Source organism: Cryobacterium sp. TMS1-13-1, assembly GCF_004403125.1.
In the GTDB taxonomy this organism is placed as follows: domain Bacteria; phylum Actinomycetota; class Actinomycetes; order Actinomycetales; family Microbacteriaceae; genus Cryobacterium; species Cryobacterium levicorallinum.
On record NZ_SOGX01000009.1, the window covers coordinates 202,851 to 226,364 of the forward strand.

The following is a 23,514-nucleotide window of genomic DNA, read 5'->3' on the forward strand; positions in this document are numbered from 1 at the left end:
AAGCTTGGTGGAATGTCCGATCCGGTGCTGGCCCCTGTAATGAACGGTCACGGTACCCCCTTCGTGGAACTCGACCGAGCCGACTGGGCGGCCCTCGCGCCGACTACGATGCTGCCGCTCAAGGAGACCGAAATCGTGCAGTTGCGCGGTATCGGCGAGCCTTTGGACATCAACGAGGTGTCGGATGTCTACCTGCCGTTAAGCAGGCTGCTCAATCTGTACGCGGCGAACGCTCGCAAACTGCATCGGGCGACCAGCGGATTCCTCGGTCAGCGTGCCCGCCCCACTCCGTTTGTGATCGGCGTCGCCGGTTCGGTCGCCGTCGGCAAGTCGACCACCGCGCGTCTGCTGCGGGAGATGCTCGCCCGTTGGGACGACACTCCCAGGGTCGAGCTCGTCACGACGGACGGTTTTCTGTTTCCCAATGCGGAGTTGAACCGCCGGGGGCTGATGGAGCGCAAGGGATTCCCGGAGTCCTACGATCGACGCGCTCTGCTGCGCTTTGTGAGCGCGGTCAAGAGCGGCGCCCCCGAGGTGCGGTCGCCGTTCTACTCGCACCTGAGCTACGACATCGTGCCCGACGCGCAGATCGTTGTGCGCCAGCCGGACATTCTCATTGTCGAGGGGCTGAACGTGTTGCAGCCGCCCGGGCCGGGCCACGGCCTGGCGGTGAGCGACCTGTTCGACTTCACGGTCTATGTGGATGCCCGCACCCAGGACATCGCCCGCTGGTACGAGGAACGCTTTCTCAAGCTGCAGCGCGGCGCGTTCGCGAACCCGAACTCGTTCTTTCACCGCTACGCGGCGCTCACCGAGGACGAGGCCCGTGCCAAGGCGCGCAGCATCTGGACCAGCATCAACGAGCCCAACCTGCTGCAGAACATCCGTCCCACCCGGTCGCGGGCGACACTCGTGCTGCGGAAGGACCCCACACACGCCGTCTCGAAGGTGCTGCTGCGCAAGGTCTGACCCGCGCTTCCGCGAGTCCCCTGCGACCGGGCCCGGGCCCGGAAACGGGGCCCATGGTAGAACATGGGCCTGGTTCCCTAACCTGGGCCGGTCGGGTGAAGCATACGCAGGCGCGCCCGGTCCGTTCCCCGGCCGTCTCGACTCATGACAATGCGACGGGGCCCGGGCCCGGAAAGCGGGCCCATGATGGAACATGGGCCTGGTTTCCGGGCCCGGGCCCGGTCGGTAGGGCTAGAGGGCCAGACTTGACCGCACTACGTCGGCGAGGGAGTGCGCCAGGCGGTCGGCGGTCGGCTGGTCGGCCGCCTCCACCATGACCCGCACCATCGGTTCGGTGCCGGACGGGCGCAGCAGCACGCGACCGGTGTCGCCGAGTTCGGTCTCCGCGGCCACGACAGCGTCAGCAATAACCTGATCGGCCGCCAGCCCCTTGAGGTTCACTCCACGCACGTTGACCAGAATCTGCGGGTAGACCGTCATGACGGATGCGAGTTCGGCGAGCGTTTTACCGGTGCGCGCCATTTCGGCCACGAGGTGCAGCCCGGTGAGAATACCATCGCCGGTCGTGGCGAACTCGGTCATGATTACGTGGCCGCTCTGCTCACCGCCGAGCGAATACCCGTGGGCGTTGAGCTCTTCGAGCACGTACCGGTCACCGACCTTGGTCTGCACCATCGCGATGTCGTTGGCCGCCATCGCCTTGCGCAAACCGAGGTTGCTCATGACCGTGGCCACGAGCGTGCGGTCCTTGAGCACACCGCGCTCGGCCATCGACACGGCCAGGATGGCCATGATCTGGTCGCCGTCGACAATGTTGCCGTCGCGGTCCACCGCGAGGCAGCGGTCGGCGTCGCCGTCGTGGGCGATTCCGATGTCGGCACCGTGCTCGAGCACGGCGCGCGCCAGGTTGTCGAGGTGGGTCGACCCCACGCCATCGTTGATGTTGAGTCCGTCGGGGTCGGCGCCGATCACGGTGAGGCGAGCGCCGGCATCCGTGAACACCTGCGGCGAAACGCCAGCGGCAGCACCGTGGGCGCAATCGAGCACGACATGAATGCCGTCGAGGCGGTGCGGCAGGGTGCCGAGCAGGTGCACGACGTAGCGGTCTTCGGCGTCGGCGAAACGACGGATGCGTCCAACGTCGCCGGCGATCGGCATCAGGGTGTCGCGTCCAATGTAGGACTCGATGCGGTCCTCGACGTCGTCGGGAAGTTTGGTTCCGCCAAAGGCGAAGATCTTGATGCCGTTGTCGGGCGCCGCGTTGTGTGAGGCAGAAATCATCACACCGAAGTCGGCACCGATGTCGTTGATCAAGAATGCGGCGGCGGGCGTCGGAATGACTCCGGCATCGAGCACGTCGACACCGCTGGAGGCCAGGCCGGCCGAGACGGCAGCCGTCAAGAATTCGCCGGAAATTCGCGGGTCGCGGGCGACCACAGCAACGGGGCGGCGGCCCTGTTCGAGGCGTGCTTGAGCACGACGACCCTTGGTCAGCACTGCGGCGCTGGCCTGGGCAAGGCTCAGGGCCAGGCCAGCCGTGAGATCACGGTTGGCCAGGCCCCGAACGCCGTCCGTGCCGAACAGACGAGTCATATCGTCGTCGGCAATCGGATTAGCGCTTGCTGAACTGAGGTGCCTTGCGGGCCTTCTTGAGTCCGGCCTTCTTACGCTCCTTGACTCGAGCGTCGCGGCTGAGGAAGCCGTTCTTTTTGAGGATGGCGCGGTTGTTCTCTTCGTCGATCAGGTTGAGGCAGCGGGCAATGCCGAGGCGAAGCGCGCCGGCCTGGCCGGACGGGCCACCACCGGTGATGCGGGCGATGACGTCGTAGGAGCCGAGCAGGTCAAGAACCTTGAACGGGTCGTTGATCAGCTGCTGGTGCAGCTTGTTCGGGAAGTAGTCAGCGAACTCGCGGCCGTTGACAACGATCGTGCCGGAGCCGGGGACGATGCGCACGCGGGCGATGGCCTGCTTGCGACGGCCGACGGCTGCGCCGGGAACGTTGAGGACGGCGCGGGGCGCCTTGGTTGCGGTTTCGGCCGGAGTCTCGGTGGAGTAGCTCTCCGGAGCCTGGTCAATCTGGTCTGCGATCTTCGCCACGATGATGGGAATCCTTTTTATCTAAGAGTCGAGAAGTCTGGTTGCCGGCGCTACTGCGCGACCTGGCTGAGGGTGTACGGCGTGGGCTGCTGAGCGGAGTGCGGGTGCTCGGAGCCGGCGTAAACCTTCAGGTGCGTGAGCTGGGTGCGACCGAGCGAGTTCTTCGGCAGCATGCCGCGAATCGCTTTTTCAACCGCACGGGTCGGGTGCTTCTCGAGCATCTCGGAGTAGTTCGTCGCCGTGAGGCCGCCCGGGTAACCCGAGTGGCGGTAAGCGATCTTCAGGTCGAGCTTCTTGCCAGTGAGGGCAACCTTCTCGGCGTTGATGATGATGACGAAGTCGCCACCGTCCATGTGCGGGGAGAAGGTGGCCTTGTGCTTGCCGCGCAGCAGGATTGCCGCGTGGCTGGCCAGACGTCCGAGGACGATATCGGTGGCATCGATGACTACCCAGTCGTGCTGGAGTTCGCTTGCCTTGGGGCTATAAGTGCGCGTCACTAGTGTGCTGCTTTCTTCTTTTTCGAACGGAGGTGTTCGTGAATCCCGCTCCGGGCGTGTTCTGTCAAGCAGAACACTGTCGATGGAGGGCTCACGTTCGGGCGCCGCGCTGCAACGCACAGACACCAAGGGTCAACACTAGTCTCAGAGTGCTGCGGACGCAACTTCGACGGGGCCGGGCAGCGAACGCCGGTTGCGGGTGGCGACGGCGCGCAGCGCCAGTTCGGCGTCTTCCGGGTAGCCGACGTCGATCAGGGTGAGACCGTGCGCCTGCATCACCTTGAACTCGCTGATGCGGTGCTTGTCGAAGTGCAGGTGCGCAAGGGTACTGCCGTCGAGTCGTCCCTCCCCCACAGCGACGCAGGCGCCGACCATGGCGCGCACCATGCTGTGGCAGAAGGCATCCGCTTTGATGGTGGCGATGATGAGGCCGTCGTCGTCGCGGTGCCAGCGAAAGTCCTGCACCGTGCGGATGGTCGTGGCACCGGGACGCGGCTTGCAATAGGCGGCGAAGTCGTGCAGGCCGACCAGGGTCGCCGCCGCCGCGTCCATTGCGGCGAGATCGAGTTTAAACGGATGCCACGTGGTGCGCAGTCGCTGCTGCGGGTCGTGCAGCGCGAGGGGGTCGGCGAGACGGTACTCGTAGCGGCGCCACATGGCCGAGAATCGGGCGTCGAAACCGCCGGGCACGACCGCGGCACGGCGCAGCACAATGTCGGGCTTGGTCACCAGGATGCCGCCGAGGCGGCGCAGCACGGCGGTGCCGAGGTCGACCGGCGGGCGGTTTCCGGTGCCGCGCTGGATGCGCACGAGGGAGTGTGCCTGCTCGGCGGTGAGGTCGAAGTGGGCGACCTGCCCGCGGGCGTGCACCCCGGCATCCGTTCGACCGGCGACGATCAGCGTGGGGTGCGGGGGAAAGCTCTGCAGGATGCCGGCGAGCCCGTTTTCGATGTCGGCCTGAACGGTGCGAAAGCCCGGCTGGCGGGCCCAGCCGGTGAAATCCGTGCCGTCGTAGGCGAGGTCAAGTCTGATGCGCGTGGACCCTGGCGCGGCATGGCCGGCGCGGGGTACGAAAAGATTCACGAGGGTAAGCCTAGGCGGCGCGTGCGGGTTATCGTTGAATCCGGCCCAGCGCATGACCCCCGTGCGCGTGGCATCCGAATGCTCGTCTTACCCATGACCCGCCCTGTCGCACCGTCTCCCATTGCCGGGAGGACTCCGTCGTCGACCGGCGCCGCCGTGTTCGAAGAACCCGTGATCGGACCGCAAAACAGTCCGGCTCGGGCGGCCGCAGCGCCGCTCGCGCGCCGTGGCCGCTTGGCCGGCCTCGACGGCCTGCGCGCCCTCGCCGTGATCGCCGTCGTGCTCTACCATTTCTTTCCGGTGCTGCTGCCCGGAGGCTTCATCGGCGTCGACGTTTTCTTCGTGATCAGCGGTTTTCTAATCACGGGTCTGCTCGTCTCCGAGCACACCCGCACCGGGCGCATCTCGCTGCGCCGGTTCTGGCAGCGGCGGGCCCGGCGCCTAGTGCCGCCGCTGGTTCCGGTGATTCTGATCAGCTGCACCGTGGCATTTTTGATCGGCGGCGATGTTCTCGTCGGCCTCGGCGCTCAGCTGCTGGGGGCCACGACCTTCGGCTACAACTGGGTGTCGATCGCGACGGACAACAGCTACTTCAGCGTGAACGAGCCCGAGCTGCTGCGCAACCTCTGGTCGCTCGCCGTCGAGGAACAGTTCTACCTGGTCTGGCCGCTCATGCTGCTGGCCGTGCTGCTCCTTCGTCGCCCGCGTCTGCGGCTGGCCATCGTCACCGCACTGTTCGTCGCCTCCGCGATCTGGATGGGCGTGCTGTATCAGCCCGGCGCCGACCCGACCCGGGTCTACTACGGCTCGGACACGCACAGTTTCGGGCTGTTCGCCGGGGCGGCCCTCGCGCTGTTGCTGCGCCGTCCGAGCGGGCACCGCAACGAGCTGCCCCGGCTGCGGCCCTGGCTCGGCGCGGCCGCGATCACGGCGATCATCGCTTTCGCCATCTGGCTGCCCGAGGACGGCAGCGCAACCTACCGCGGCGGCCTGGTCGCGGTGAGCCTGGCCACAGCCGTCGCCATCTGGGCCGGTGTGCGTGGCGGCCGCTTCGGCCAGCTGCTCGACCGGGCGCCGCTGCGCTACCTCGGCGAACGATCCTACGGAATCTACCTGTGGCACTGGCCACTGCTCGTTCTGGTGCAGCTGCTGTGGCCGACCGGCGGCCCGCTGCCTATCGGGCTGCTCGCCACGGCGATCACGCTGGCCTGCGCGGGCCTGTCCTACCGCTGGTTGGAGCAGCCGATCCGGCGGATCGGCCTGCGCGGCAGCATCCGTTTGATCGGCACGCTCCTGACCGGCCCCGCGCAGCGACGCCGCCTGGTCGCGGCCGCCGCAGCCCTCTCGCTTCTGCTGGTCGGCGGCACCACGGCCGCCGTCCTGACCGCCCCCGCCCAGACCTCGGCGCAGTTGCGCATCGAACGCGGCCAACGGGCAGTGGATGCTGCGGCGCGCGCCGCCGCGCAGGCTGCGGCCGCCGAGGCGGCCCGCCAGGCCACGGCGACCCCGGCCCCAGCCGAGGGACTGATCACCGCCGTCGGCGACTCGGTCATGCTCGCCTCTGCCCCGGAATTGCAGGAGACCCTCACGGGCATCACGATCGATGCTTCGGTGTCGCGCGGAATGTATTCCGCAGACGACATATTGCTGGCGCTCAAGGCCGCCGGCCAGTTGCATCCGGTGGTCGTGATCGGTCTCGGCACCAACGGCCCGATCACGGCGAGCGAACTCGTGTCCATTCTGCGCATTCTCGGCCCGGACCGGCAGCTCGTGCTCGTGAACGCCTACGCCGACCGCGACTGGACCGACGGGGTCAATACGACCCTGGCCGAGTTCGCAGCGGGCAATCGCCGGGTCGAGCTCGCCAACTGGCACGACACGATCGCCGGGCGCCTCGACCTGCTCGCCGGCGACCAGGTGCATCCGGGCCCGAGCGGCGGGCAGCTCTACGCCGACCAGGTGCTGGCGGCGCTGGACCGTCTGGCCACGCTGCCGCCGCTGGCCGACATGAGCTGGCTGCTGCGTGACGCCGACGCGCCCACGGCCCCGCCGTACCGCTGAGGTCAGAACTCGAGGGTGTACGCCATCTTGCGATGCGTGGGCACGAAACCCATGCCCGTGTACAGGCCGAGGGCTCCGGTGGGGCTCGCGGAGTCGACCGCGAGGGTCACGCGCTCGTGGCCGAGCGCCTGCCCCGCAGCCAGCTGGGCCGCCAGGAGGGATTGCGCGATGTGGCGGCCACGCCATCCGCTTAATACACCGACCAGGTCGATGTAACTACCGGTGAACCCCTGGCTGGCCCAGACGTTCTCGTTGGCGGTCGACAGCACGAAGCCGACGACCTCGTCGCCGGCCCACGCGACGAACGAGAGGTCGGGGCGAAACCATTTGCCGCCGACGAAGGCGTTCCAGTTCTCGTCACTCATTGGCTGACTGGCCCAGTGGTCCATGAAGGCCTCGTCGCGGGTTTTATGGACCGCTGCCGACAGATCGGCCGTATATACCTCAACGCGAATACCTTCGGCGGGCTCGATCACCCGCACCGGGGCATCCAGTGCACGCTCGAGGGTAAGAAAGTAACGCGCCAGCGTCAGGCCCGCGTACTCGAACAGCGCAGAGTTCTGCGGGGAACGTTCGTCGGCGTAGGTCAGGATCCAGCCCGGCAGTTGTTTGGGCGACGAAGCGAGCTGCTGCTTCGCCCGCGCCAGCTGCCAGGCCAGCAGCTGGCGGCCGATACCCCGACCGCGGAGCGACGGATGCACCCCGCCGATCGGCATCGAGCGCACCAGGCTCACCTGCCGCGGCGGAAACATGACCATGCCGACTGCAACGATGCGTCCGGACGCGTCGACGCCGACGAGCGAGTCTCGGTCGGCGTGAAAGTGGGAGTAGCCGAAGTCGGCGGCGATCGCGCCGCGGGCAGTCAGGTAGTTGGGGTGATCGACCTCGCCCATGGCCTGGCGCAGCTGCCAGATGCCGTCGATGTCGCTCTCGGTGGCCGCGCGCCACACAGCGACGTCCGGGTGCGACAGAACCACCGGCACCGGGGCAGCTCCCACGCGTTCCGTCAACGATGTCTCGTAATCAACCATCCCCCCACCCTATCTTTTCGTCGAGAGCGCAAAAAGTGCCCGATTGAGGGGTCCAATCGGGCACTTTTTGCGCTCTCGCGAGAAGGGGGAGGATGAAAAAAAAGGGGGGGCCACTTTCGTGGGCCCCCCTTCGGTGGTGGTGCTACTTCTTGTCGGCCTCGGGCGCAGCGTCTTCGACGGCTGCATCTTCGGCTACGACGGTCTCTTCGACGGCAGCGTCTTCGACGGCAGCGTCTTCGACGACTACGTCTTCAGCAACTACGTCTTCGACAACGATGTTCTCGGACCCGACGGGGGTCGCGGCAACGGTCGCGGTCTTGGAGCGCTTGACCTTGGGGGTCAGGGGCTCGAGAACGAGCTCCATCTGCACCATGGACGCGTTGTCACCCTTGCGGAAACCGAGCTTCGTGATGCGGGTGTAACCGCCCTGACGCTCGTTGACCTGCGGGGCGATGACCGTGAACAGCTCGTGCACGACGGACTTGTCGGTGATCGTCGCGAGAACGCGACGACGGGCGTGCAGGTCGCCGCGCTTGGCGAACTGCACCATGCGCTCGGCGAGCGGACGCAGGCGCTTGGCACGGGTCTCGGTCGTCTTGATCGACTTGTGGGTGAACAGGGCCGCGGCCAGGTTCGCAAGCATGAGGCGCTCGTGCGCCGGGCCGCCACCGAGACGGGGGCCCTTTGTGGGCTTAGGCATTGGTAATCTCCAGTATCAAAAAATCGAAAGGCAGCGTTGAAGCGCGAGCCTTAGTTGGTCTCTTCTTCGTAGCCGCTGTAGAAGTGTGCGCCGTCGAATCCGGGAACCGAATCCTTCAGTGACAGGCCGAGCTCAACGAGCTTGTCCTTCACTTCGTCAACCGACTTCTGCCCGAAGTTGCGGATGTTCATCAGCTGGGTCTCCGACAGGGCGACCAGTTCGCTGACATTGTTGATGCCTTCGCGCTTGAGGCAGTTGTACGAGCGCACCGACAGGTCGAGGTCTTCGATCGGAATCGAAAGCTCGGTCGAGAGCACAGCGTCAACCGGCGCTGGGCCGATCTCGATGCCCTCGGCGGCGGTGTTGAGCTCGCGGGCCAGGCCGAACAGCTCGGTCAGGGTGCGACCAGAGGATGCGATGGCGTCGCGCGGCGAGATGGCCGACTTGGTCTCCACGTCAACGACGAGGCGATCGAAGTCAGTGCGCTCTCCGGCACGAGTTGCCTCGACCCGATAGGTCACCTTGAGCACGGGCGAGTAGATCGAGTCGACCGGAATCTGGCCGGCTTCGGAGAACTCGTTGCGGTTCTGGGTGCTGGACACGTAACCACGGCCACGCTCAATGGTCAGTTCGAGTTCGAACTTCGCCTTGTCGTTGAGGGTTGCGATGACCAGTTCCGGGTTGTGCACCTCGACGCCGGCCGGAGCCGAAATGTCAGCGGCGGTAACCTGGCCGGCACCCTGCTTGCGCAGGTACGCGGTGATGGGCTCGTCGTGCTCGCTCGAGACGACGAGGCCCTTGATGTTCAGGATGATCTCGGTGACATCTTCCTTCACACCGGGGACGGTGCTGAACTCGTGCAGCACGCCATCGATACGGATGCTGGTTACAGCAGCGCCCGGAATCGAGGAGAGCAGAGTACGGCGAAGCGAGTTGCCGAGGGTGTAGCCGAAGCCAGGTTCGAGCGGCTCGATGATGAACCGTGAACGGAACTCCGAGATGTTCTCTTCGGTGAGCGTTGGACGCTGTGCAATAAGCACTGTTGATTCCTTTCGGCTAAGTGTCCGCTATATGACACTTGCAATGACGAGAGTGTGAAAAGTTGAAAGAAAAGAGTCCCGACGGGGCTCGGCGCCATTCACGTGCCGAGCCCGTCGAGATGACAGCGAGTGCTTTAGACGCGGCGGCGCTTGGGCGGACGGCATCCGTTGTGAGCCTGGGGCGTCACGTCGTTGATCGATCCGACCTCGAGGCCAGCGGCCTGCAGCGAACGGATCGCGGTTTCGCGGCCCGAGCCGGGTCCCTTGACGAAGACGTCAACCTTCTTCATGCCGTGTTCCTGCGCCTGGCGGGCGGCCGATTCGGCGGCCAGCTGTGCGGCGAAGGGGGTCGACTTGCGCGAACCCTTGAAACCAACCTGGCCCGAAGAGGCCCAGCTGATGACGGCACCGGTCGTGTCAGTGATCGACACGATCGTGTTGTTGAAGGTGCTCTTGATGTGGGCCTGGCCCACAGCAATGTTCTTCTTTTCTTTCTTACGCGGCTTCCGTACGGCCGACTTGGGTTGTGCCATGAATTTCTCCTGAATCCTAAAGGCGTTAGCGGGCTAGGCCGAGGCCTAGCGCGCCTTCTTCTTGCCGGCTACGGTGCGCTTCGGGCCCTTGCGGGTGCGAGCGTTGGTCTTGGTGCGCTGACCGCGAACGGGCAGGCCCTTGCGGTGGCGGATGCCCTCGTAGCTGCCAATTTCAACCTTGCGGCGGATGTCAGCGGCAACCTCGCGGCGGAGGTCACCCTCAACCTTGAAGGTTCCCTCGACGTAGTCGCGGAGAAGGACGAGCTGGTCGTCGCTCAAATCCTTGACGCGGATGTTTCCATCGATTCCAGTGTCGGCGAGAGTCTTGAGGGCCCTCGTACGGCCAACACCGTAAATGTATGTCAATGCAACTTCCACGCGCTTATCGCGCGGGATGTCGACGCCGGCTAGACGTGCCATTGTGTCTCCTGTTTAGTGATGGAGGTCTGTAACAGTTCCTGTACACCGGCCTCCAACCGATGGTGTCACCCCGAAGGGCTCCCGGAACTGCTATTTACTTATGCAGGTGAATCTCGAAGAGAGAGATTATCCCTGGCGCTGCTTGTGACGCGGGTTCTCGCAGATGACCATCACGTTGCCGTTGCGGCGGATGACCTTGCACTTGTCACAGATCTTTTTGACGCTGGGCTTGACCTTCATGGTGATTCCTTGTTTTTCGCTGTCTTCGTACCAACGGGATGCCGTCGGCCGTTACTTACAGCAGTCGTTACTTGTAGCGGTAGACAATCCGGCCGCGGGTCAGGTCGTACGGGCTCAACTCAACGATCACGCGGTCCTCGGGGAGGATACGGATGTAGTGCTGACGCATCTTGCCCGAGATGTGGGCAAGAACTCGATGGCCGTTTGACAGCTCAACGCGAAACATCGCGTTGGGCAGAGCTTCGACTACCGCGCCCTCGATTTCGATGACACCGTCTTTTTTGGCCATACCCTCACTGTCGCTCTGTATTGAATGCTGGTCACGCGGGATTGGTGCCAGACCCGCCACGAAAGACGACACCAGACACCAAGGATCAATCCTATGGTATGAGATTGCCTTTTGGCAATTCAGTCCTATAATCGGCCCCGCCGCAGTGCATTCCGATGCTTACCGACTCCGCCTCGCCATCTGCCTGGCGACCGCTTCATAGAACGGATGCCCCGCATCACGGCCCGCCCACGCCGGAAACGTTATCGCCCGTTAACCTTCCGTTTACCTTGGCGTCGGTCGGCGGTTACTTCATTTACTTAACCTCGTCTACGGGTCAGCACCGGCCCATGCACCAGCAATCATGTCTTGTTCTTCTTGAAAGGGATTCACGTGAACTTCAAGCGTTTCGGCCGCCCCGCGGTCATCGCCATTGCCGCAGGCCTCGCACTGTCCTCCTGCGCAGCAAACGAAGGCGATGTTGCCACCACCGGCGACGATGCATCTGCTAGCACGCTCACCGGCACCCTGAACGGCGCCGGCTCCTCCGCCATGGACGCCGCCCAGCAGGCCTGGATCGCCGCGTTCCAGACCGCCAACACCGGCGTGACCATCAACTACGAGCCCTCCGGCTCCGGCGGCGGTCGCGAAGCCTTCATCGCCGGCGGCACCGATTTCGCCGGCAGTGACTCCTACCTCGGTGAAGACGAGCTGGCAGGCACGTTCGCCTCCTGCGCTCCCGATTCCAAGGCTGTCGACCTTCCGGTCTATATCTCCCCGATCGCCGTGATCTTCAACGTCGATGGTGTTGACGAACTCAATATTGACGCCGACACGCTCGCCAAGATCTTCGCCGGCACCATCACCAGCTGGGATGACGCCACAATCGTCGCGCTGAACCCCGACGCGACCCTCCCCTCCGAGGTCATTCACGCCGTGCACCGCTCGGACGACTCGGGCACCACCAAGAACTTCACCGACTACCTCGGCCAGACCGCACCCACCGTGTGGACCGAAAAGGCCTCTGACACCTTCCCGTTCGGCGGAGAAGGCGCCAAGGGTACCTCGGGCGTCGTTGACGCTGTCACCAACGGCACGAACATGATCGGCTACGCCGACGCTTCACAGGCCAAGGACCTCAGCACCGCCAAGCTCATGGTCGGCGACGAGTTCGTCGCTTACACCCCCGAGGCTGCGGCCGAGGTAGTCGCCGGATCGCCCCTCGTGGCCGACCGCGCAGCCGATGACCTTTCTCTCGACCTGAACCGCAAGACCACCAACCCGGCGGAATACCCGCTGGTTCTGGTGAGCTACGCGATCGTTTGCAACGAGTACGCCGACGCCGCCCAGGGTGAGCTCGTCAAGGCTTACGTTGAGTTCATCTCCAGCGCCGAAGGGCAGGCCGTTGCTGAAGAGTTCGCCGGCGTCGCACCGATGACTTCCGAGCTCATCGACAATGTCGCCGCGGTTCTCGCGACCGTCAAGTAACACCTGAACACACCTGCCCGGTCAGCTTTTCGCACATGTGCGGGAGCTGATCGGGCAGACTGGGGTGTGCACGTCTTTTTATTGACGTTCGCACCCCAACACCGATACCCGGCATCAGGATTTCACCAGTTTTTGTTTTCTAGGGAGACCCCGGCATGACCACAGCTGCCGCCACGACCATCAAGGCCAGGCAACGGCCGGGTGACCGCATCTTCTCCTCGGCCACCGTCATTGCCGGCAGCCTGATTCTGGCCATGCTCGCCGCCGTGGCAGTCTTCCTCCTCGTGGAGAGCCTGCCGGCGTTCGTCGCCGCACCCGATGATTTCAGCGGTGATGTGACCAACTTCTGGTCGTACGTGGGCCCGCTCGTCTTCGGCACCATCTACTCGGCCATTTTGGCCCTGCTCATGGCCGTGCCCGTCGCTATCGGCATTGCGTTGTTCATCTCGCACTTCGCCCCGCGCAAGCTCGCTCAGGGGCTCGGCTACCTGGTCGACCTGCTCGCCGCCGTTCCCTCGGTGGTCTTTGGGCTCTGGGGCATCGGCGTGCTCGCCCCGATGGTGCAGCCGTTCTACACCACCCTGGTTGAGTGGTTCGGGTGGTTCACCCCGTTCCAGGGCCCCGCTTCGGGCACCGGTCGCACCATCTTCACGGTCGCCATCGTGCTCGCCGTCATGATTCTGCCGATCATCACGGCCATCTGCCGCGAAATCTTTCTGCAGACGCCGCTGCTGCACGAGGAAGCCGCCCTGGCCCTCGGCGCAACGCGCTGGGAAATGATTCGCATGGCGGTGTTGCCGTTCGGATTGCCCGGAATCATCTCGGCCTCGATGCTCGGCCTTGGCCGGGCCCTCGGTGAGACGATGGCCGTGGCCATGGTGCTCTCCCCCACCTCCGAGGTCATCTTTCAGCTGTTCACCGCTCAGAATTCGAACACCATTGCCTCGAACATCGCGTTGAACTTTCCGGAGGCCCACGGCGTCGGCGTGAATATTCTGCTGGCCACCGGCCTCATGCTCTTCGTAGTCACCCTGCTCGTGAACATGTTGGCCCGCGTCATTATCAACAGCCGCAAGGCATTTTCGGGAGCCAACTGATGACATCCGTTTTGGAAGCTTCGCCGCTGACCAACTCGCTTACCGCGGGCAAGCTGCCACGCCGTTCCTCGCTCTGGGTGCTGTTGGCCAGCTGGGCCGTTTCAGCCGCGTTTTTCGCCATGCTGTTTCTGTCAGGCAGCGTCGACGGTTTCAACGTCGTCGGCACGGTCGTGTTCGGCACGGTATTGTACTGCGTGGCCATCTACGTGCTCTCCCGACTGGTCGAGGGTTCGCGTAAGGCCAAGGACCGCTTGATGACAGCGCTCGTGACGGCGGCCTTCGTCATCGCGCTGCTGCCGCTCGTGTCGATCATCTACACGACCGTGGTCAACGGGCTGCCCGCGTTTCTGACGCCGACGTTCTTCACCTCCTCACAGCGCAACGTGGTCGGTGCCGGCGGCGGCGTGCTGCACGCGGTCATCGGCACGCTCATAGTGACCGGAATGGCCACGCTCATCTCGGTGCCGATCGGGCTGCTGGCCTCGATCTACCTGGTCGAGTACGGCCGTGGCAAGCTCGCCAAGGCCATCACCTTCTTCGTCGACGTGATGACCGGGATCCCCTCGATCGTTGCCGGGCTATTCGCCTTCGCGCTGTTCGCGCTGTTGTTTGACGACCCGGGCATCCGCTTTGGATTCGGCGGGGCGATCGCGCTGTCGGTGCTGATGGTTCCGGTCGTGGTGCGCTCAAGCGAAGAGATGCTCAAGCTCGTGCCGAACGAACTGCGCGAGGCCGCTTTTGCACTCGGGGTGCCAAAATGGCTGACCATTCTCAAGGTCGTGCTGCCGACATCCATTGCCGGAATCGTCACCGGTGTGATGCTGTCGATCGCCCGGGTCATCGGTGAGACCGCTCCGCTACTGATCATCGCCGGATTCACCTCAAGCATGAACTATGACCTGTTCGGTGAGCGGATGATGACGCTGCCGGTGTTCGTGTACACGCAATACGCCAACCAGGGAGCGGATTCGCAGGCGTATATCGACCGGGCCTGGGCCGGGGCGCTCACCCTGATTCTCATCGTGATGCTGCTCAACGGACTCGCCCGCCTCATCGCCCACTGGTTCTCGCCCAAGCTGGGCCGCTAACACTTCTTAGAAAGGGACTCATGTCCAAGCGCATCGAAGTCAACGACCTCAACGTCTACTACAGCAACTTTCTCGCCGTCGAAGGCGTGTCGATCGTGATCGAACCCCGCACGGTGACCGCGTTCATCGGGCCGAGCGGGTGCGGAAAGTCGACGTTCATTCGCACGCTGAACCGTATGCACGAGGTCATCCCCGGCGCGCGTGTCGAGGGTGAAGTGCTCATCGACGGCAACAACCTATATGGACCGGGCGTTGACCCGGTGCTCGTGCGCCGCCAGGTGGGCATGGTCTTTCAGCGGCCGAACCCGTTTCCGACCATGTCGATTCAGGACAACGTGCTGGCCGGCGTCAAGCTCAACAACCGTCGCATGAGCAAAACGGATGCCGACGACCTCACCGAAAAAGCCCTCCGCGGCGCCAACCTGTGGAACGAGGTCAAGGACCGCCTCGCGCGTCCCGGATCGGGTCTCTCCGGCGGGCAGCAGCAGCGCCTCTGCATCGCGCGCGCCATTGCGGTCGAGCCCGATGTGATTCTGATGGACGAGCCGTGCTCCGCGCTCGACCCGATCTCGACGCTCGCCATTGAAGACCTCATCGAGGAGATGAAGAGCGAGTACACGATCGTGATCGTGACGCACAATATGCAGCAGGCCTCGCGGGTGTCTGACCGCACCGCGTTCTTCAACATTGCAGGCACCGGCAAGCCCGGCAAGCTGATCGAGTACGACGACACGACCACGATGTTCTCTAACCCCAGCGTGCAGGCGACCGAGGACTACGTGTCAGGTCGGTTCGGGTAGGTCGCTCCGGGTAAGTCGGTTCGGGTAGGTCGGTTCGGGTAGGTCGGTTCGGGTAGGTCGGTTCGGGTAGGTCGGCATCCCGAGCCGTGAGTTTCAGGGCATCGACTCAGTAGACAACTTTGGTGGGTGACGACCCACCTTAACCCACCGAAGTTGTCCACTGAGACCCGTCCGTGGACAACTAGCCCGCGAAGAGGGCTCCGCCGTGGGTGACGCGACCGGCCAGGAGCGTCGCGGCGACGGGCATCCGTTCGAAGACTGCGTCGGAGACGGTCAGCGGGTCGCCGTCGAGGATGGCGATGTCGGCGACGTCGCCGACGCGCAGGCGGGTGCGTCCACGGGCTGAGGCAGCGAGTGCCTGGCTGCGGGTCACGACTTGGTCGGGTCGCCAGGGTTTGCGGCCGTCGCTGCGGGCCCTGGACGACGCGGCGCTCATGGCGGTGAACGGGTCGAGGGGTGCGACGGGGGCGTCGGATCCGAATGCGAGTGTCGCGCCGGCGTCGAGCAGGGAGCGCAGGGCGAAGACGCGGTTGGCTCCGGCGGCCCAGTTCAGTTCCACCGTGTCGCGGTCGTCGAGCGCATGTTCCGGCTGCACACTCGCGATGACGCCGAGGCGGGCGAAGCGCGCGAAGTCATCGGCCTGCAGAAACTGAGCGTGCTCGATGCGTCCGACGACGGAGGCCCGGTCGGCGAGGGCGGTCGCGCTGTTGCGGCCAGCACGGTCGGCATGATCGCTGCCGGCGGTAGGGCCAGCCAGCGCGGCACGTTCGAAGGCGTTGAGCGCGATCGTGTTCGCGGCATCGCCGATCGCGTGCACCGCGGGCAGTAGCCCGGCCGCGTTGGCGTTCACGAGAATCTCGACCAGGTCGTCTTCACTCACGGTCAGCACGCCGTGCCCGCCGACCGGATACTCGTCGACGCAGAACGCCGTGCGGGTTCCCAGCGAACCGTCGATGAGCATCTTGAGCGGTCCCACGCTGAGCAGGCCGCGGGTGTCTGCGATGCGGTCGCCGGTGTGCATCCGTTCGGCAATGGCGCGGTCGAGGTCGGCCAGGTAGACGCCGGCTTCGATGCGCAGGGAGTCGAATCCGTTGGCGATGCGGCGCTGCCAGACGCCCGGGTTCCAGGTCATTTCGAAGTCGACGATGCCGACAACGCCGCGGGCTGCGGCCCGGCTTCCGGCCTGAGCAGCCAGGGCATCGACCTCGGCATCGGGCAGCTGGCCGAGCGCAATAGTGAGGGCGAACGCGGCCTGCTCGCGCAGCAGTCCGGATTCGTCGACCGGCACGCCGAAACGCTCGGCGGCCGCGCTGTTGAGCCAGACACAGTGCAGATCGTGGCTGATCAAAGCGGTCGGATGCCCCCGCGTCACCTCATCGAGACCGCGTAGCGTGGGTGCGTCGGCCCAGATCGCATCGCGAAATCTGACGCCGATCAGCGGGGTCGACCGCGCCGCAGCAATGGCCTGCGCGCGCACGAGCTCGAGGGCATCGCGAGCGGATGCTGCCGCCGAGAGGTCGAATCGGGCGCCGGTGAGCGCCCACTGGGTGAGGTGCACGTGTTCGTCCCAGAGGCCGGGGATGACGGTGCGGCCGTCGAGATCCACGGCGGCGGGAGTGCCGGTCGGGCCTGCAACGGCGGGGGCCGGGCGGGTTGGGTGCGGGCGGGTTGAGCCTGTGCCGGCGGGCACGATCTGCGTGATGATGCCGCCGGTTATGTGCACATCCGAGATTGAGGTGTCGCCAGGTTGCCTGACGGAGCACAAAACGAGATCGGGCATGGTTCGTCCGTTCGGTCGAGGGCTGGCGCCGCAACAGCCACCCTACAGCCGGGTGCGCGGCTGGTATCGCTTCGCCATGACGGTCGACGAACTTCTTGAGCTGCGAAGCAAGGCGGGCGCTGCAAAGTTCGGAACCGCTTTGTCAGCAAGAATGTAGCAACCAGCACCGCGGGTCAGTGCGATCGGGCATCGGTTCGGTCTGACGCAGCGGGTCAACGCCCGAATCAGGCGTACTTGGCGACCAGGAGCTCCAGTGCGAAGACGTAGCCGAGCAGGCCGGCGCCGGCGATGACGGCATCCGCTTTCTCGGCGATATAAGAGGTGTGACGAAACTCCTCGCGCGCATGCACGTTGGTGACGTGCACCTCGACGGTGGGGATGGCGACGCCGACGATCGCATCGCGAATGGCGATCGAGGTGTGGGTGTAGGCACCCGCGTTCAGGACGATTCCGGTGGCCACACCGCGGGCACCGTGGATGGCGTCAATGAGCGCGCCCTCGTGATTGCTCTGAAAAAACTCGACCCGCGCGTTCAGCCGGGCGGCCGCGGCGGTAACGCGCGCCTCGAGGTCGAGCAGGGTTTCGGATCCGTACCGCGCGGGCTCGCGAGTGCCGAGAAGATTGAGATTCGGGCCATTCAGCACGAGGAAGAGCGGCAGGGGCGAAGTCTCGTTGGGCATACGCAATTGTTCCACGTCGCGCAACGCGGCAGGAGAGCATAACAGCTAGCAGGAATAAATGATAAATCATCATTTACCCGTAGATATCTACGGTGAAGGTCGGTACGGTGAGGCCTTCGAGTCCCACCCGACGTCTCGATTTGTGCCAAAACGACCGATCTGAAAGGAAATTTCTCATGCTCAAGAAGCTCTTCGCCATCACCGCGCTAACCGCGCTCGCCATCTTCACCGTGCCGGCCGCAGCATCCGCTGTCACCTACGTTCCCGAGGGCAGGTCGCCCTTGGCCGTGACCGGCACCCTGGTCCCGCCGGATGAGGTGTATGTCGGCTACAGCGGGCTCGCCTCCACCGGTTACGACGCTCCCGTGTTGCTGCTCGCGGGTGGTGGCGCCGCTCTCCTCCTCGGCCTCGCATTGGTGACCACGAGCAGGCGACAGCGCGCCACAGCGTAACCCGGTTGAACGATGCTGCACAGGCAGCTCGCGTTGGTCGATGGCGGCCCTGGCGAGCGGATGCGGGCGGCTCACGCACCGGCTGCGGCGTCCTCCCGCCGAACTATGAGTTTCAGGCGTCGACCCGTGAGTTTCGGGCCGATTTGAGCGGCAAAGTCATATGGTCGTAGCAACGCTCTGATGAATGGAGCAAGTTGTTTCCGCCGAATACTCCTCCTGAGTTCATTGATCTTGGGTGTGCGGGGATGTCGATCGATCGTGCTGCCCAGCGTGTCGGAGCGGGAGGTGCGACCGGGCGTTGACAGCGCTCGAGCGAGCAGGCACAGACGGTGGAGCGGCGGGCCGGGGCGATTGTGCGGGGCGTCGAGCAGATGGAGACGATCCTCGCCGATCTGCTGCTGGCGCGCAGCACCGGCACCTCGCAGTTGGAGCTGCACCGGGCGGCCACCGACATTCGGGTGCTGATCGACCATTCCCGGGCGGCGAGCCGTGCCGCCGCCGATGCGCGGCAGGTCACCATTGACATCATCGCGGCCGTCCCGGCCTGGGCCGAAGTCGACCCGAGTCGCATCCGGAGTTGCGCGGGGAGAGCTACGCCACGAGCGGTCTCGTGACGGATTCCGACCGGCGCTCGCTCGAGGTACACGTGGCCAATGTGCGCAGAAAGATCGGGCGCACGAGCTCCGGGGCCGAGCGCATCGAAACCGTGCGCGGCGTCGGTTATCGTCTGGCGGCCGCGGGGTCTTAGGCCGGTGCCGCGCAACACTCACGTGGGCGACAGCACCGCGGACACGCACGTCCAAGCACCTTCAACGCCGATAGTTGGCACTGATAGAGCGGACGACACGAGCGGATACTGGATGGCGGCGCCCCGCAAACGGCTTAATTTCAAGACTATTAGCTTCTTTTTAATTTTCTATAAGATGCCAATACTTTTGTCATGGACCCGCTGGAGAGCTCGAGGCAGTGGTCATGTCCGTGCATAAGGCAGTGCAACGTTCACTGCCCGTCACCATGGTCGGTGCTGGCCTGCCACAGATTGCAGAACTCGCAGGCGAGGCGAAGTCGTATTCGGAGCGTTTGTTCAACTGCGCGCCTTCGCTCAGGTCACCGCGTTCTCCCACCCGTCGACTGGCGCTCGAAAACAACATCTGGGTTTAGTGGCACACTACTGGGTTTAGTGGCACAATTGAATTATGGGAATCGAGTGGACCGAGAGCTCGGACAAATGGGACATCCCCCACAACGATGCGTTGCACGCCATGAGCAAACCGGTCTACACAAGCACCAAAGTAAAAGTGAACAGCGGGAGCCCCAGCGCGCCGAGGAGGGTCTTCATTGGCCCTCAGCACGACCAGACCGATCGTCTTATCGAGGTGCTCATCGAAATTATCGCGCCAGGCACCATCGTGATTTATCACGTCATGCCGCTCGGCTCGTATTACCGGCATCAAATGGAGGAAGACCAGTGACACTCACGAAGAAAGACCAGGAACGGTATCGTCGCCTCGCCGAACTCGAGGAACACCCCAACGGCACTAGCACCACCGGCGAGAGCCACCACGGCGACGAGGCTGCTGCAATCGGCCGTCATCTGTTGCTCGAGGCGCTCGGGAGCGAGGCAGCAGTCGCCAAAGCCATTGGCGGTCGGCCGAGCCTCGGGCATAACACCGCCGGCCACGGCTCATCGCCCACGATCCGCGTTCGTGTCACCGCGAGTCAGAGAGAAGACATCACTACTCTCAAGCATCGGATGCACGTGAAAACCGACTCGGAACTCGTGCGGGTCGCCCTCGACGAATACATGACCAAGCACCTTCAACGCCAATAATTGGCACAGCGTCGTCCAGGTGAAGCCGACCACCCGCGCGACCGACGCGACCTCGGCGATGGTGACATTCCGCCCGGAGCCCACGTTCGCCTACTCGGGACGGTCGTAGTGCTCCATCAGGTGCCGCCATACAGCGGAGCCAATAAACCTGCGGTGTGCAGCCACATAGACCCGAGCAGGGGCCTGTCTGGCAGTATGAGGAAAAGCAAAACCCCGGCCGTTTGATCGGCCCTCCCAAGAGGACTACAGGGACGGTTCCGGGGTGTACGTCGTAAGTCTAGGTACAAAGCCTCGGTCAAGACGCAACTGCGCGATGCGGTCTCTGCCAGCTGAGTTGTCCATAGATTGCCAGCGGATGCGAGATGACTGACTTCCTAAGGCGGCTCGCGCCAGCCGACGGTGGTCCCACCCCGCCGGTCAAGGCTCGAGGTACGACCGATCGACCAAGGCGTGCGAGCACCCCGGCCTCGCCCCGCTACTCGGCCAGGTCCACTCCGGCGTCAGAGGCGAGAACCTTGATGAGAGCGGATGCGTTCTCTTCGCCATAGCCGGCGTCAACGGCTCGCTCGATGGTGCCAACGGTAGCGATCGTGCCCGGCACCGCCACTCCAAGGCTTTCGGCGAAGTCCTTCACGAGGTTGCCGTCTTTAAGCATGAGCTTGAGCGCAAAGCTCGGCGAGTAGTCATTTGCGGCAACCGCAGCTCCGACACCGTCGAAGATGGGCGAGCGAAAGTCAGTGACGGCAAATACTCCGAGAACGTCGTGAAGATTCAAGCCAGCCTTTTTCGCGAGTGACAGCGACTCCCCCAGCGCTTCCAGCTGGGCAGCAACAACGAGATTTCCCACGAGCTTCATCTTCGCGCCATTCCCCGACGGCCCCATGTAGTGCAGCGTGGCGCTGATCGGCTCCAGCACGACTTTGGAACTTTCGAAGGTCGCTTCATCTCCGCCGACGACGATCCACAGGCCGCCATTGGCCGCCTCTCCCTTGGAACCGAAAACGGGCGCGTCGAGAAAACGCACGCCGCGCGCAGAAAAAGCCGCGGCTTCAGCCGCACTGGCGGCCGGGGAGATGGTCGATAGGTCGATGACGATCGACGTGACGTCCACGCTCGCCGCAATTCCCTGCGCGCCCAGAACCACATCATTCACCGCGGCGTCGTCGGCCAGGGCGTACATCACGAACTCGGCACCGGCGACGGCTTCAGCAATGCTGGCGGCAACTACAACACGCTCCGACGGCAACGCCTCGGCCGCGACAGCGCTGCGGTTCCAGACCGTAACGTCGTGCCCGCCGGCAACGAGGTTGGCGGCCATGCCTTGCCCCATGGTGCCTAAACCGATAAAGGCAACTGCGCTCATGTTATTCCTGACTCATAGAGGGGTTCGCGTCACCGGTACGCGAATGATGGGGCGGCAACGCCGAAGAGGCCGAGCGTTGCTCTGGGCAGGTCCCCACGCCCCCACCACGACACCTCTCCGTACCCTACTTCAACCCGGCTCGACTCGAAAAGGTGAAGCACCGGTGTGTGCACGAGTCAATGCGCGTATCGAAGAAAGTATTCATCGTCGCCCCGGTGGCATCGTCGAAATACACGCCGATTCTTTGAGCGGATGCGGAATGGCCGAGTTCCGCAGACACCGTCGCGATCGCCCAACTCACCCATTCGACCGTTCAAGGTAGCGAAGCCGCATTCATCCCGCCGTCGAATACCCCCTCAATGGGGAAAACCCACTCGCGTAGGATTAGGCACACTGGCTACTTGCCACAGCACGCTCGCGCACTCGGGGGAGGTGACCGCATTTTGTCGAACATGACGCATACGCGAAAGCCCACCAAATCAACCCACGACTGGCACGCTGTCTATTCGGCTCGCCTCACCGTCACCGACCTGCTCGTGCTCGTCTGGGTGGTCTTCGGCGTGCAGATCGCCTGGTTCGGCTTCGATAGCGCCAACCTGGCCGTGCGTTCCACCGACCTCGCCGTCTCGTATACCTCGGTCTCGGTCATGCTCATCGTCAGTTGGATGGCCGTGCTCAGCATCTATGGCACGCGCACCGACCGGGTGCTCGGTACCGGATTCGACGAGTACAAGCTGATCGTGGGGGCATCCGTTCGGCTATTCGGTCTGCTGGCCATCGTGGCCTATCTGCTGAAAATCGACGTCGCGCGCGGCTACATTTTGCTCGCGTTTCCCCTCGGCATCGTCGTGCTTGTGTTCTCCCGGTGGATGTGGCGCCAGTGGCTGGTCGCCCAGCGCGCACAAGGCCGGTACACCTCCCGGGTGATTCTGATCGGCACCCAGGAGTCCTCGGCCCGCATCGCCAGCGAGCTGCAGACCCGCCTCGGCGCCGGCTACCTCGTGGTCGGCGCCTGCGTCACCGCCGGCCCGGTCGACTCCCACCTGCCCGGCAGCACCGTGCCCGTGCTCGGCGACATAGACGACCTGCACGCAGCCCTCGATGCTCAAAGCGCCGACACGGTCATCATCACCAGCAGCGACGACATCACCCCCACCCGCATGCGCGAGCTCAGCTGGAGCCTCGAACCCGGCCGCCACCACCTCATCATGGTGCCTCGCCTCATCGACGTGGGCGGACCGCGCATTCACACCCGGCCGGTCGCCGGGCTGCCGCTCATCCACGTCGAAACACCCCGCTACGAAGGCCGCACCCTGTTCACCAAGCGTGCCTTCGACATCGTGTCATCGACCCTGCTCATCGTGGCCCTCTCCCCCGCCCTCGCTGCTATCGCCCTGGTGGTGCTGCTCAGCGGCCCCGGCCCGGTGCTCTTTCGCCAGCAACGCGTCGGCCACAACGGCCACCATTTTCAAATGCTCAAATTTCGCTCGATGGTAGCGGATGCCGAAACTCGCCTGGCCGCGCTGCAGGACACTCCCCGCGTCGCCGGCAACTCGGTCATGTTCAAGATGAAGCACGACCCCCGCGTCACTCGCGCCGGTCGCTTTCTGCGCCGCTACAGCCTCGACGAACTGCCGCAGCTGTTCAACGTGCTGCGCGGATCGATGTCGCTCGTGGGCCCCCGCCCGCCGCTCGAAAGCGAAGTCAGCGAGTACGAGCTGCACGTGCACCGCCGCTTTTTGGTCAAGCCCGGCATCACCGGACTCTGGCAGGTCAGCGGCCGCTCCAACCTCACCTGGGACCAAACCGTGCGCCTCGACCTCTACTACGTCGAGAACTGGTCCCTCGTCGGCGACCTCGTCATCCTCTGGCGCACCGCCAAAGCCGTCCTAGCCCGAGAAGGCGCCTTCTAACTCCCTCCCCCCCCCCTCCCGCCGGTCGAGGCGCGAGGAACGAGCGATCAAGACCCCTCAATCCCCCGCCGGTCGAGGCGCG

26 protein-coding genes are annotated in these 23,514 nt (G+C 64.5%); 12 read left to right on the forward strand and 14 right to left on the reverse strand.

Annotation, left to right across the window (positions count from 1 at the left end; translation table 11 throughout):
* Positions 1–12 precede the first annotated feature (12 nt).
* The gene (gene coaA / locus E3T31_RS09155) at positions 13–969 is read left to right on the forward strand and encodes a type I pantothenate kinase (RefSeq protein ID WP_134468459.1); all 957 of its coding nucleotides are present in this window, start codon (positions 13–15) and stop codon (positions 967–969) included.
* A gap of 231 nt (positions 970–1,200) precedes the next feature.
* Here coaA and glmM read toward each other — a convergent pair whose 3' ends face one another.
* From glmM to truA, 4 genes are all read right to left on the reverse strand, one after another.
* Complete coding sequence (gene glmM / locus E3T31_RS09160) at positions 1,201–2,562, reverse strand: phosphoglucosamine mutase (protein WP_134468460.1); 1,362 nt, start codon at positions 2,560–2,562, stop codon at positions 1,201–1,203.
* Positions 2,563–2,581: 19 nt separating this feature from the next.
* Complete coding sequence (rpsI, locus tag E3T31_RS09165; RefSeq protein ID WP_134468461.1) at positions 2,582–3,067, reverse strand: 30S ribosomal protein S9; 486 nt, start codon at positions 3,065–3,067, stop codon at positions 2,582–2,584.
* A gap of 50 nt (positions 3,068–3,117) precedes the next feature.
* Positions 3,118–3,564 carry a 50S ribosomal protein L13 gene (gene rplM, locus E3T31_RS09170; protein WP_092449498.1) on the reverse strand — a complete coding sequence of 149 codons (447 nt, stop codon included), beginning with the start codon at positions 3,562–3,564 and terminating at the stop codon, positions 3,118–3,120.
* 144 nt (positions 3,565–3,708) lie between these two features.
* Entirely contained in the window at positions 3,709–4,647 is a 939-nt protein-coding gene (truA, locus tag E3T31_RS09175; RefSeq protein WP_241977793.1) for a tRNA pseudouridine(38-40) synthase TruA, read from the reverse strand.
* 93 nt (positions 4,648–4,740) lie between these two features.
* On the opposite strand from truA, the gene E3T31_RS09180 reads away from it, so the two are divergent.
* The gene (locus E3T31_RS09180) at positions 4,741–6,708 is read left to right on the forward strand and encodes an acyltransferase family protein (RefSeq protein ID WP_134468463.1); all 1,968 of its coding nucleotides are present in this window, start codon (positions 4,741–4,743) and stop codon (positions 6,706–6,708) included.
* A 2-nt stretch (positions 6,709–6,710) separates the two neighbouring features.
* On the opposite strand, the gene E3T31_RS09185 is transcribed toward E3T31_RS09180, so the two are convergent.
* The 7 genes from E3T31_RS09185 to infA form a co-directional block, all read right to left on the reverse strand.
* Positions 6,711–7,739, reverse strand: coding sequence for a GNAT family N-acetyltransferase (locus tag E3T31_RS09185; protein ID WP_134468464.1), 1,029 nt, complete (start codon positions 7,737–7,739; stop codon positions 6,711–6,713).
* Positions 7,740–7,881: 142 nt separating this feature from the next.
* A complete protein-coding gene (rplQ, locus tag E3T31_RS09190) occupies positions 7,882–8,439 on the reverse strand; it encodes a 50S ribosomal protein L17 (RefSeq protein ID WP_134468465.1) in 558 nt (185 codons plus the stop codon).
* Positions 8,440–8,489: 50 nt separating this feature from the next.
* Entirely contained in the window at positions 8,490–9,479 is a 990-nt protein-coding gene (locus tag E3T31_RS09195; protein ID WP_092339419.1) for a DNA-directed RNA polymerase subunit alpha, read from the reverse strand.
* Positions 9,480–9,613: 134 nt separating this feature from the next.
* Positions 9,614–10,012, reverse strand: coding sequence for a 30S ribosomal protein S11 (gene rpsK / locus E3T31_RS09200; RefSeq protein ID WP_035834641.1), 399 nt, complete (start codon positions 10,010–10,012; stop codon positions 9,614–9,616).
* Between the two features lie 45 nt (positions 10,013–10,057).
* Positions 10,058–10,432, reverse strand: a complete 375-nt coding sequence (rpsM, locus tag E3T31_RS09205; RefSeq protein WP_092449488.1) for a 30S ribosomal protein S13 — start codon at positions 10,430–10,432, stop codon at positions 10,058–10,060.
* A 126-nt stretch (positions 10,433–10,558) separates the two neighbouring features.
* Positions 10,559–10,672 (reverse strand): 50S ribosomal protein L36, encoded by a 114-nt coding sequence (gene rpmJ, locus E3T31_RS09210; RefSeq protein WP_035834639.1) that lies wholly within the window; start codon positions 10,670–10,672, stop codon positions 10,559–10,561.
* Positions 10,673–10,739: 67 nt separating this feature from the next.
* On the reverse strand, positions 10,740–10,961 hold the full coding sequence (gene infA / locus E3T31_RS09215; protein ID WP_035834638.1) for a translation initiation factor IF-1: 222 nt from the start codon (positions 10,959–10,961) through the stop codon (positions 10,740–10,742).
* Positions 10,962–11,333: 372 nt separating this feature from the next.
* Between infA and pstS the strand changes: the two genes are divergently transcribed.
* From pstS to pstB, 4 genes are all read left to right on the forward strand, one after another.
* On the forward strand, positions 11,334–12,428 hold the full coding sequence (gene pstS, locus E3T31_RS09220) for a phosphate ABC transporter substrate-binding protein PstS (RefSeq protein ID WP_134468466.1): 1,095 nt from the start codon (positions 11,334–11,336) through the stop codon (positions 12,426–12,428).
* A gap of 155 nt (positions 12,429–12,583) precedes the next feature.
* Complete coding sequence (pstC, locus tag E3T31_RS09225) at positions 12,584–13,525, forward strand: phosphate ABC transporter permease subunit PstC (protein ID WP_134468467.1); 942 nt, start codon at positions 12,584–12,586, stop codon at positions 13,523–13,525.
* On the forward strand, positions 13,525–14,613 hold the full coding sequence (gene pstA, locus E3T31_RS09230) for a phosphate ABC transporter permease PstA (protein WP_134468468.1): 1,089 nt from the start codon (positions 13,525–13,527) through the stop codon (positions 14,611–14,613). Before pstC ends, pstA begins: the two co-directional genes overlap by 1 nt.
* Before the next feature lie 20 nt (positions 14,614–14,633).
* Positions 14,634–15,413: a phosphate ABC transporter ATP-binding protein PstB gene (gene pstB / locus E3T31_RS09235; protein ID WP_092449481.1), complete on the forward strand. Its 780-nt coding sequence runs from the start codon at positions 14,634–14,636 to the stop codon at positions 15,411–15,413.
* Positions 15,414–15,594: 181 nt separating this feature from the next.
* On the opposite strand, the gene E3T31_RS09240 is transcribed toward pstB, so the two are convergent.
* The gene (locus E3T31_RS09240) at positions 15,595–17,193 is read right to left on the reverse strand and encodes an amidohydrolase (protein ID WP_134468469.1); all 1,599 of its coding nucleotides are present in this window, start codon (positions 17,191–17,193) and stop codon (positions 15,595–15,597) included.
* A gap of 224 nt (positions 17,194–17,417) precedes the next feature.
* Positions 17,418–17,873, reverse strand: a complete 456-nt coding sequence (aroQ, locus tag E3T31_RS09245) for a type II 3-dehydroquinate dehydratase (RefSeq protein WP_134468470.1) — start codon at positions 17,871–17,873, stop codon at positions 17,418–17,420.
* A gap of 176 nt (positions 17,874–18,049) precedes the next feature.
* Here aroQ and E3T31_RS09250 point away from each other — a divergent pair, with 176 nt between their 5' ends.
* From E3T31_RS09250 to E3T31_RS09275, 5 genes are all read left to right on the forward strand, one after another.
* Complete coding sequence (locus E3T31_RS09250) at positions 18,050–18,325, forward strand: LPXTG cell wall anchor domain-containing protein (RefSeq protein WP_134468471.1); 276 nt, start codon at positions 18,050–18,052, stop codon at positions 18,323–18,325.
* 371 nt (positions 18,326–18,696) lie between these two features.
* Positions 18,697–18,939, forward strand: a complete 243-nt coding sequence (locus E3T31_RS09255) for a hypothetical protein (RefSeq protein ID WP_134468472.1) — start codon at positions 18,697–18,699, stop codon at positions 18,937–18,939.
* Entirely contained in the window at positions 18,936–19,073 is a 138-nt protein-coding gene (locus E3T31_RS09260; RefSeq protein WP_241977795.1) for a helix-turn-helix domain-containing protein, read from the forward strand. The genes E3T31_RS09255 and E3T31_RS09260 overlap by 4 nt, the downstream gene beginning before the upstream one ends.
* Positions 19,074–19,521: 448 nt before the next feature.
* Positions 19,522–19,797: a hypothetical protein gene (locus E3T31_RS09270; RefSeq protein WP_134468474.1), complete on the forward strand. Its 276-nt coding sequence runs from the start codon at positions 19,522–19,524 to the stop codon at positions 19,795–19,797.
* A complete protein-coding gene (locus E3T31_RS09275) occupies positions 19,794–20,156 on the forward strand; it encodes a hypothetical protein (protein ID WP_134468475.1) in 363 nt (120 codons plus the stop codon). The genes E3T31_RS09270 and E3T31_RS09275 overlap by 4 nt, the downstream gene beginning before the upstream one ends.
* Before the next feature lie 475 nt (positions 20,157–20,631).
* Here E3T31_RS09275 and E3T31_RS09280 read toward each other — a convergent pair whose 3' ends face one another.
* Positions 20,632–21,519 carry an NAD(P)-dependent oxidoreductase gene (locus tag E3T31_RS09280; protein ID WP_134468476.1) on the reverse strand — a complete coding sequence of 296 codons (888 nt, stop codon included), beginning with the start codon at positions 21,517–21,519 and terminating at the stop codon, positions 20,632–20,634.
* A 452-nt stretch (positions 21,520–21,971) separates the two neighbouring features.
* On the opposite strand from E3T31_RS09280, the gene E3T31_RS09285 reads away from it, so the two are divergent.
* The gene (locus E3T31_RS09285) at positions 21,972–23,432 is read left to right on the forward strand and encodes a sugar transferase (protein ID WP_241977798.1); all 1,461 of its coding nucleotides are present in this window, start codon (positions 21,972–21,974) and stop codon (positions 23,430–23,432) included.
* Positions 23,433–23,514 lie beyond the last annotated feature (82 nt).

Bases quoted from the DNA above. Each gene is read 5' to 3' on its own strand.
- coaA (WP_134468459.1), top strand. From the start codon at position 13: ATGTCCGATCCGGTGCTGGCCCCTGTAATGAACGGTCACGGTACCCCC.
- glmM (WP_134468460.1), bottom strand. From the start codon at position 2,562: ATGACTCGTCTGTTCGGCACGGACGGCGTTCGGGGCCTGGCCAACCGT.
- E3T31_RS09180 (WP_134468463.1), top strand. From the start codon at position 4,741: ATGACCCGCCCTGTCGCACCGTCTCCCATTGCCGGGAGGACTCCGTCG.
- E3T31_RS09185 (WP_134468464.1), bottom strand. From the start codon at position 7,739: ATGGTTGATTACGAGACATCGTTGACGGAACGCGTGGGAGCTGCCCCG.
- rplQ (WP_134468465.1), bottom strand. From the start codon at position 8,439: ATGCCTAAGCCCACAAAGGGCCCCCGTCTCGGTGGCGGCCCGGCGCAC.
- rpsK (WP_035834641.1), bottom strand. From the start codon at position 10,012: ATGGCACAACCCAAGTCGGCCGTACGGAAGCCGCGTAAGAAAGAAAAG.
- rpsM (WP_092449488.1), bottom strand. From the start codon at position 10,432: ATGGCACGTCTAGCCGGCGTCGACATCCCGCGCGATAAGCGCGTGGAA.
- rpmJ (WP_035834639.1), bottom strand. From the start codon at position 10,672: ATGAAGGTCAAGCCCAGCGTCAAAAAGATCTGTGACAAGTGCAAGGTC.
- infA (WP_035834638.1), bottom strand. From the start codon at position 10,961: ATGGCCAAAAAAGACGGTGTCATCGAAATCGAGGGCGCGGTAGTCGAA.
- pstC (WP_134468467.1), top strand. From the start codon at position 12,584: ATGACCACAGCTGCCGCCACGACCATCAAGGCCAGGCAACGGCCGGGT.
- pstA (WP_134468468.1), top strand. From the start codon at position 13,525: ATGACATCCGTTTTGGAAGCTTCGCCGCTGACCAACTCGCTTACCGCG.
- pstB (WP_092449481.1), top strand. From the start codon at position 14,634: ATGTCCAAGCGCATCGAAGTCAACGACCTCAACGTCTACTACAGCAAC.
- E3T31_RS09240 (WP_134468469.1), bottom strand. From the start codon at position 17,193: ATGCCCGATCTCGTTTTGTGCTCCGTCAGGCAACCTGGCGACACCTCA.
- aroQ (WP_134468470.1), bottom strand. From the start codon at position 17,873: ATGCCCAACGAGACTTCGCCCCTGCCGCTCTTCCTCGTGCTGAATGGC.
- E3T31_RS09250 (WP_134468471.1), top strand. From the start codon at position 18,050: ATGCTCAAGAAGCTCTTCGCCATCACCGCGCTAACCGCGCTCGCCATC.
- E3T31_RS09255 (WP_134468472.1), top strand. From the start codon at position 18,697: ATGGAGACGATCCTCGCCGATCTGCTGCTGGCGCGCAGCACCGGCACC.
- E3T31_RS09270 (WP_134468474.1), top strand. From the start codon at position 19,522: ATGGGAATCGAGTGGACCGAGAGCTCGGACAAATGGGACATCCCCCAC.
- E3T31_RS09280 (WP_134468476.1), bottom strand. From the start codon at position 21,519: ATGAGCGCAGTTGCCTTTATCGGTTTAGGCACCATGGGGCAAGGCATG.
- E3T31_RS09285 (WP_241977798.1), top strand. From the start codon at position 21,972: ATGACGCATACGCGAAAGCCCACCAAATCAACCCACGACTGGCACGCT.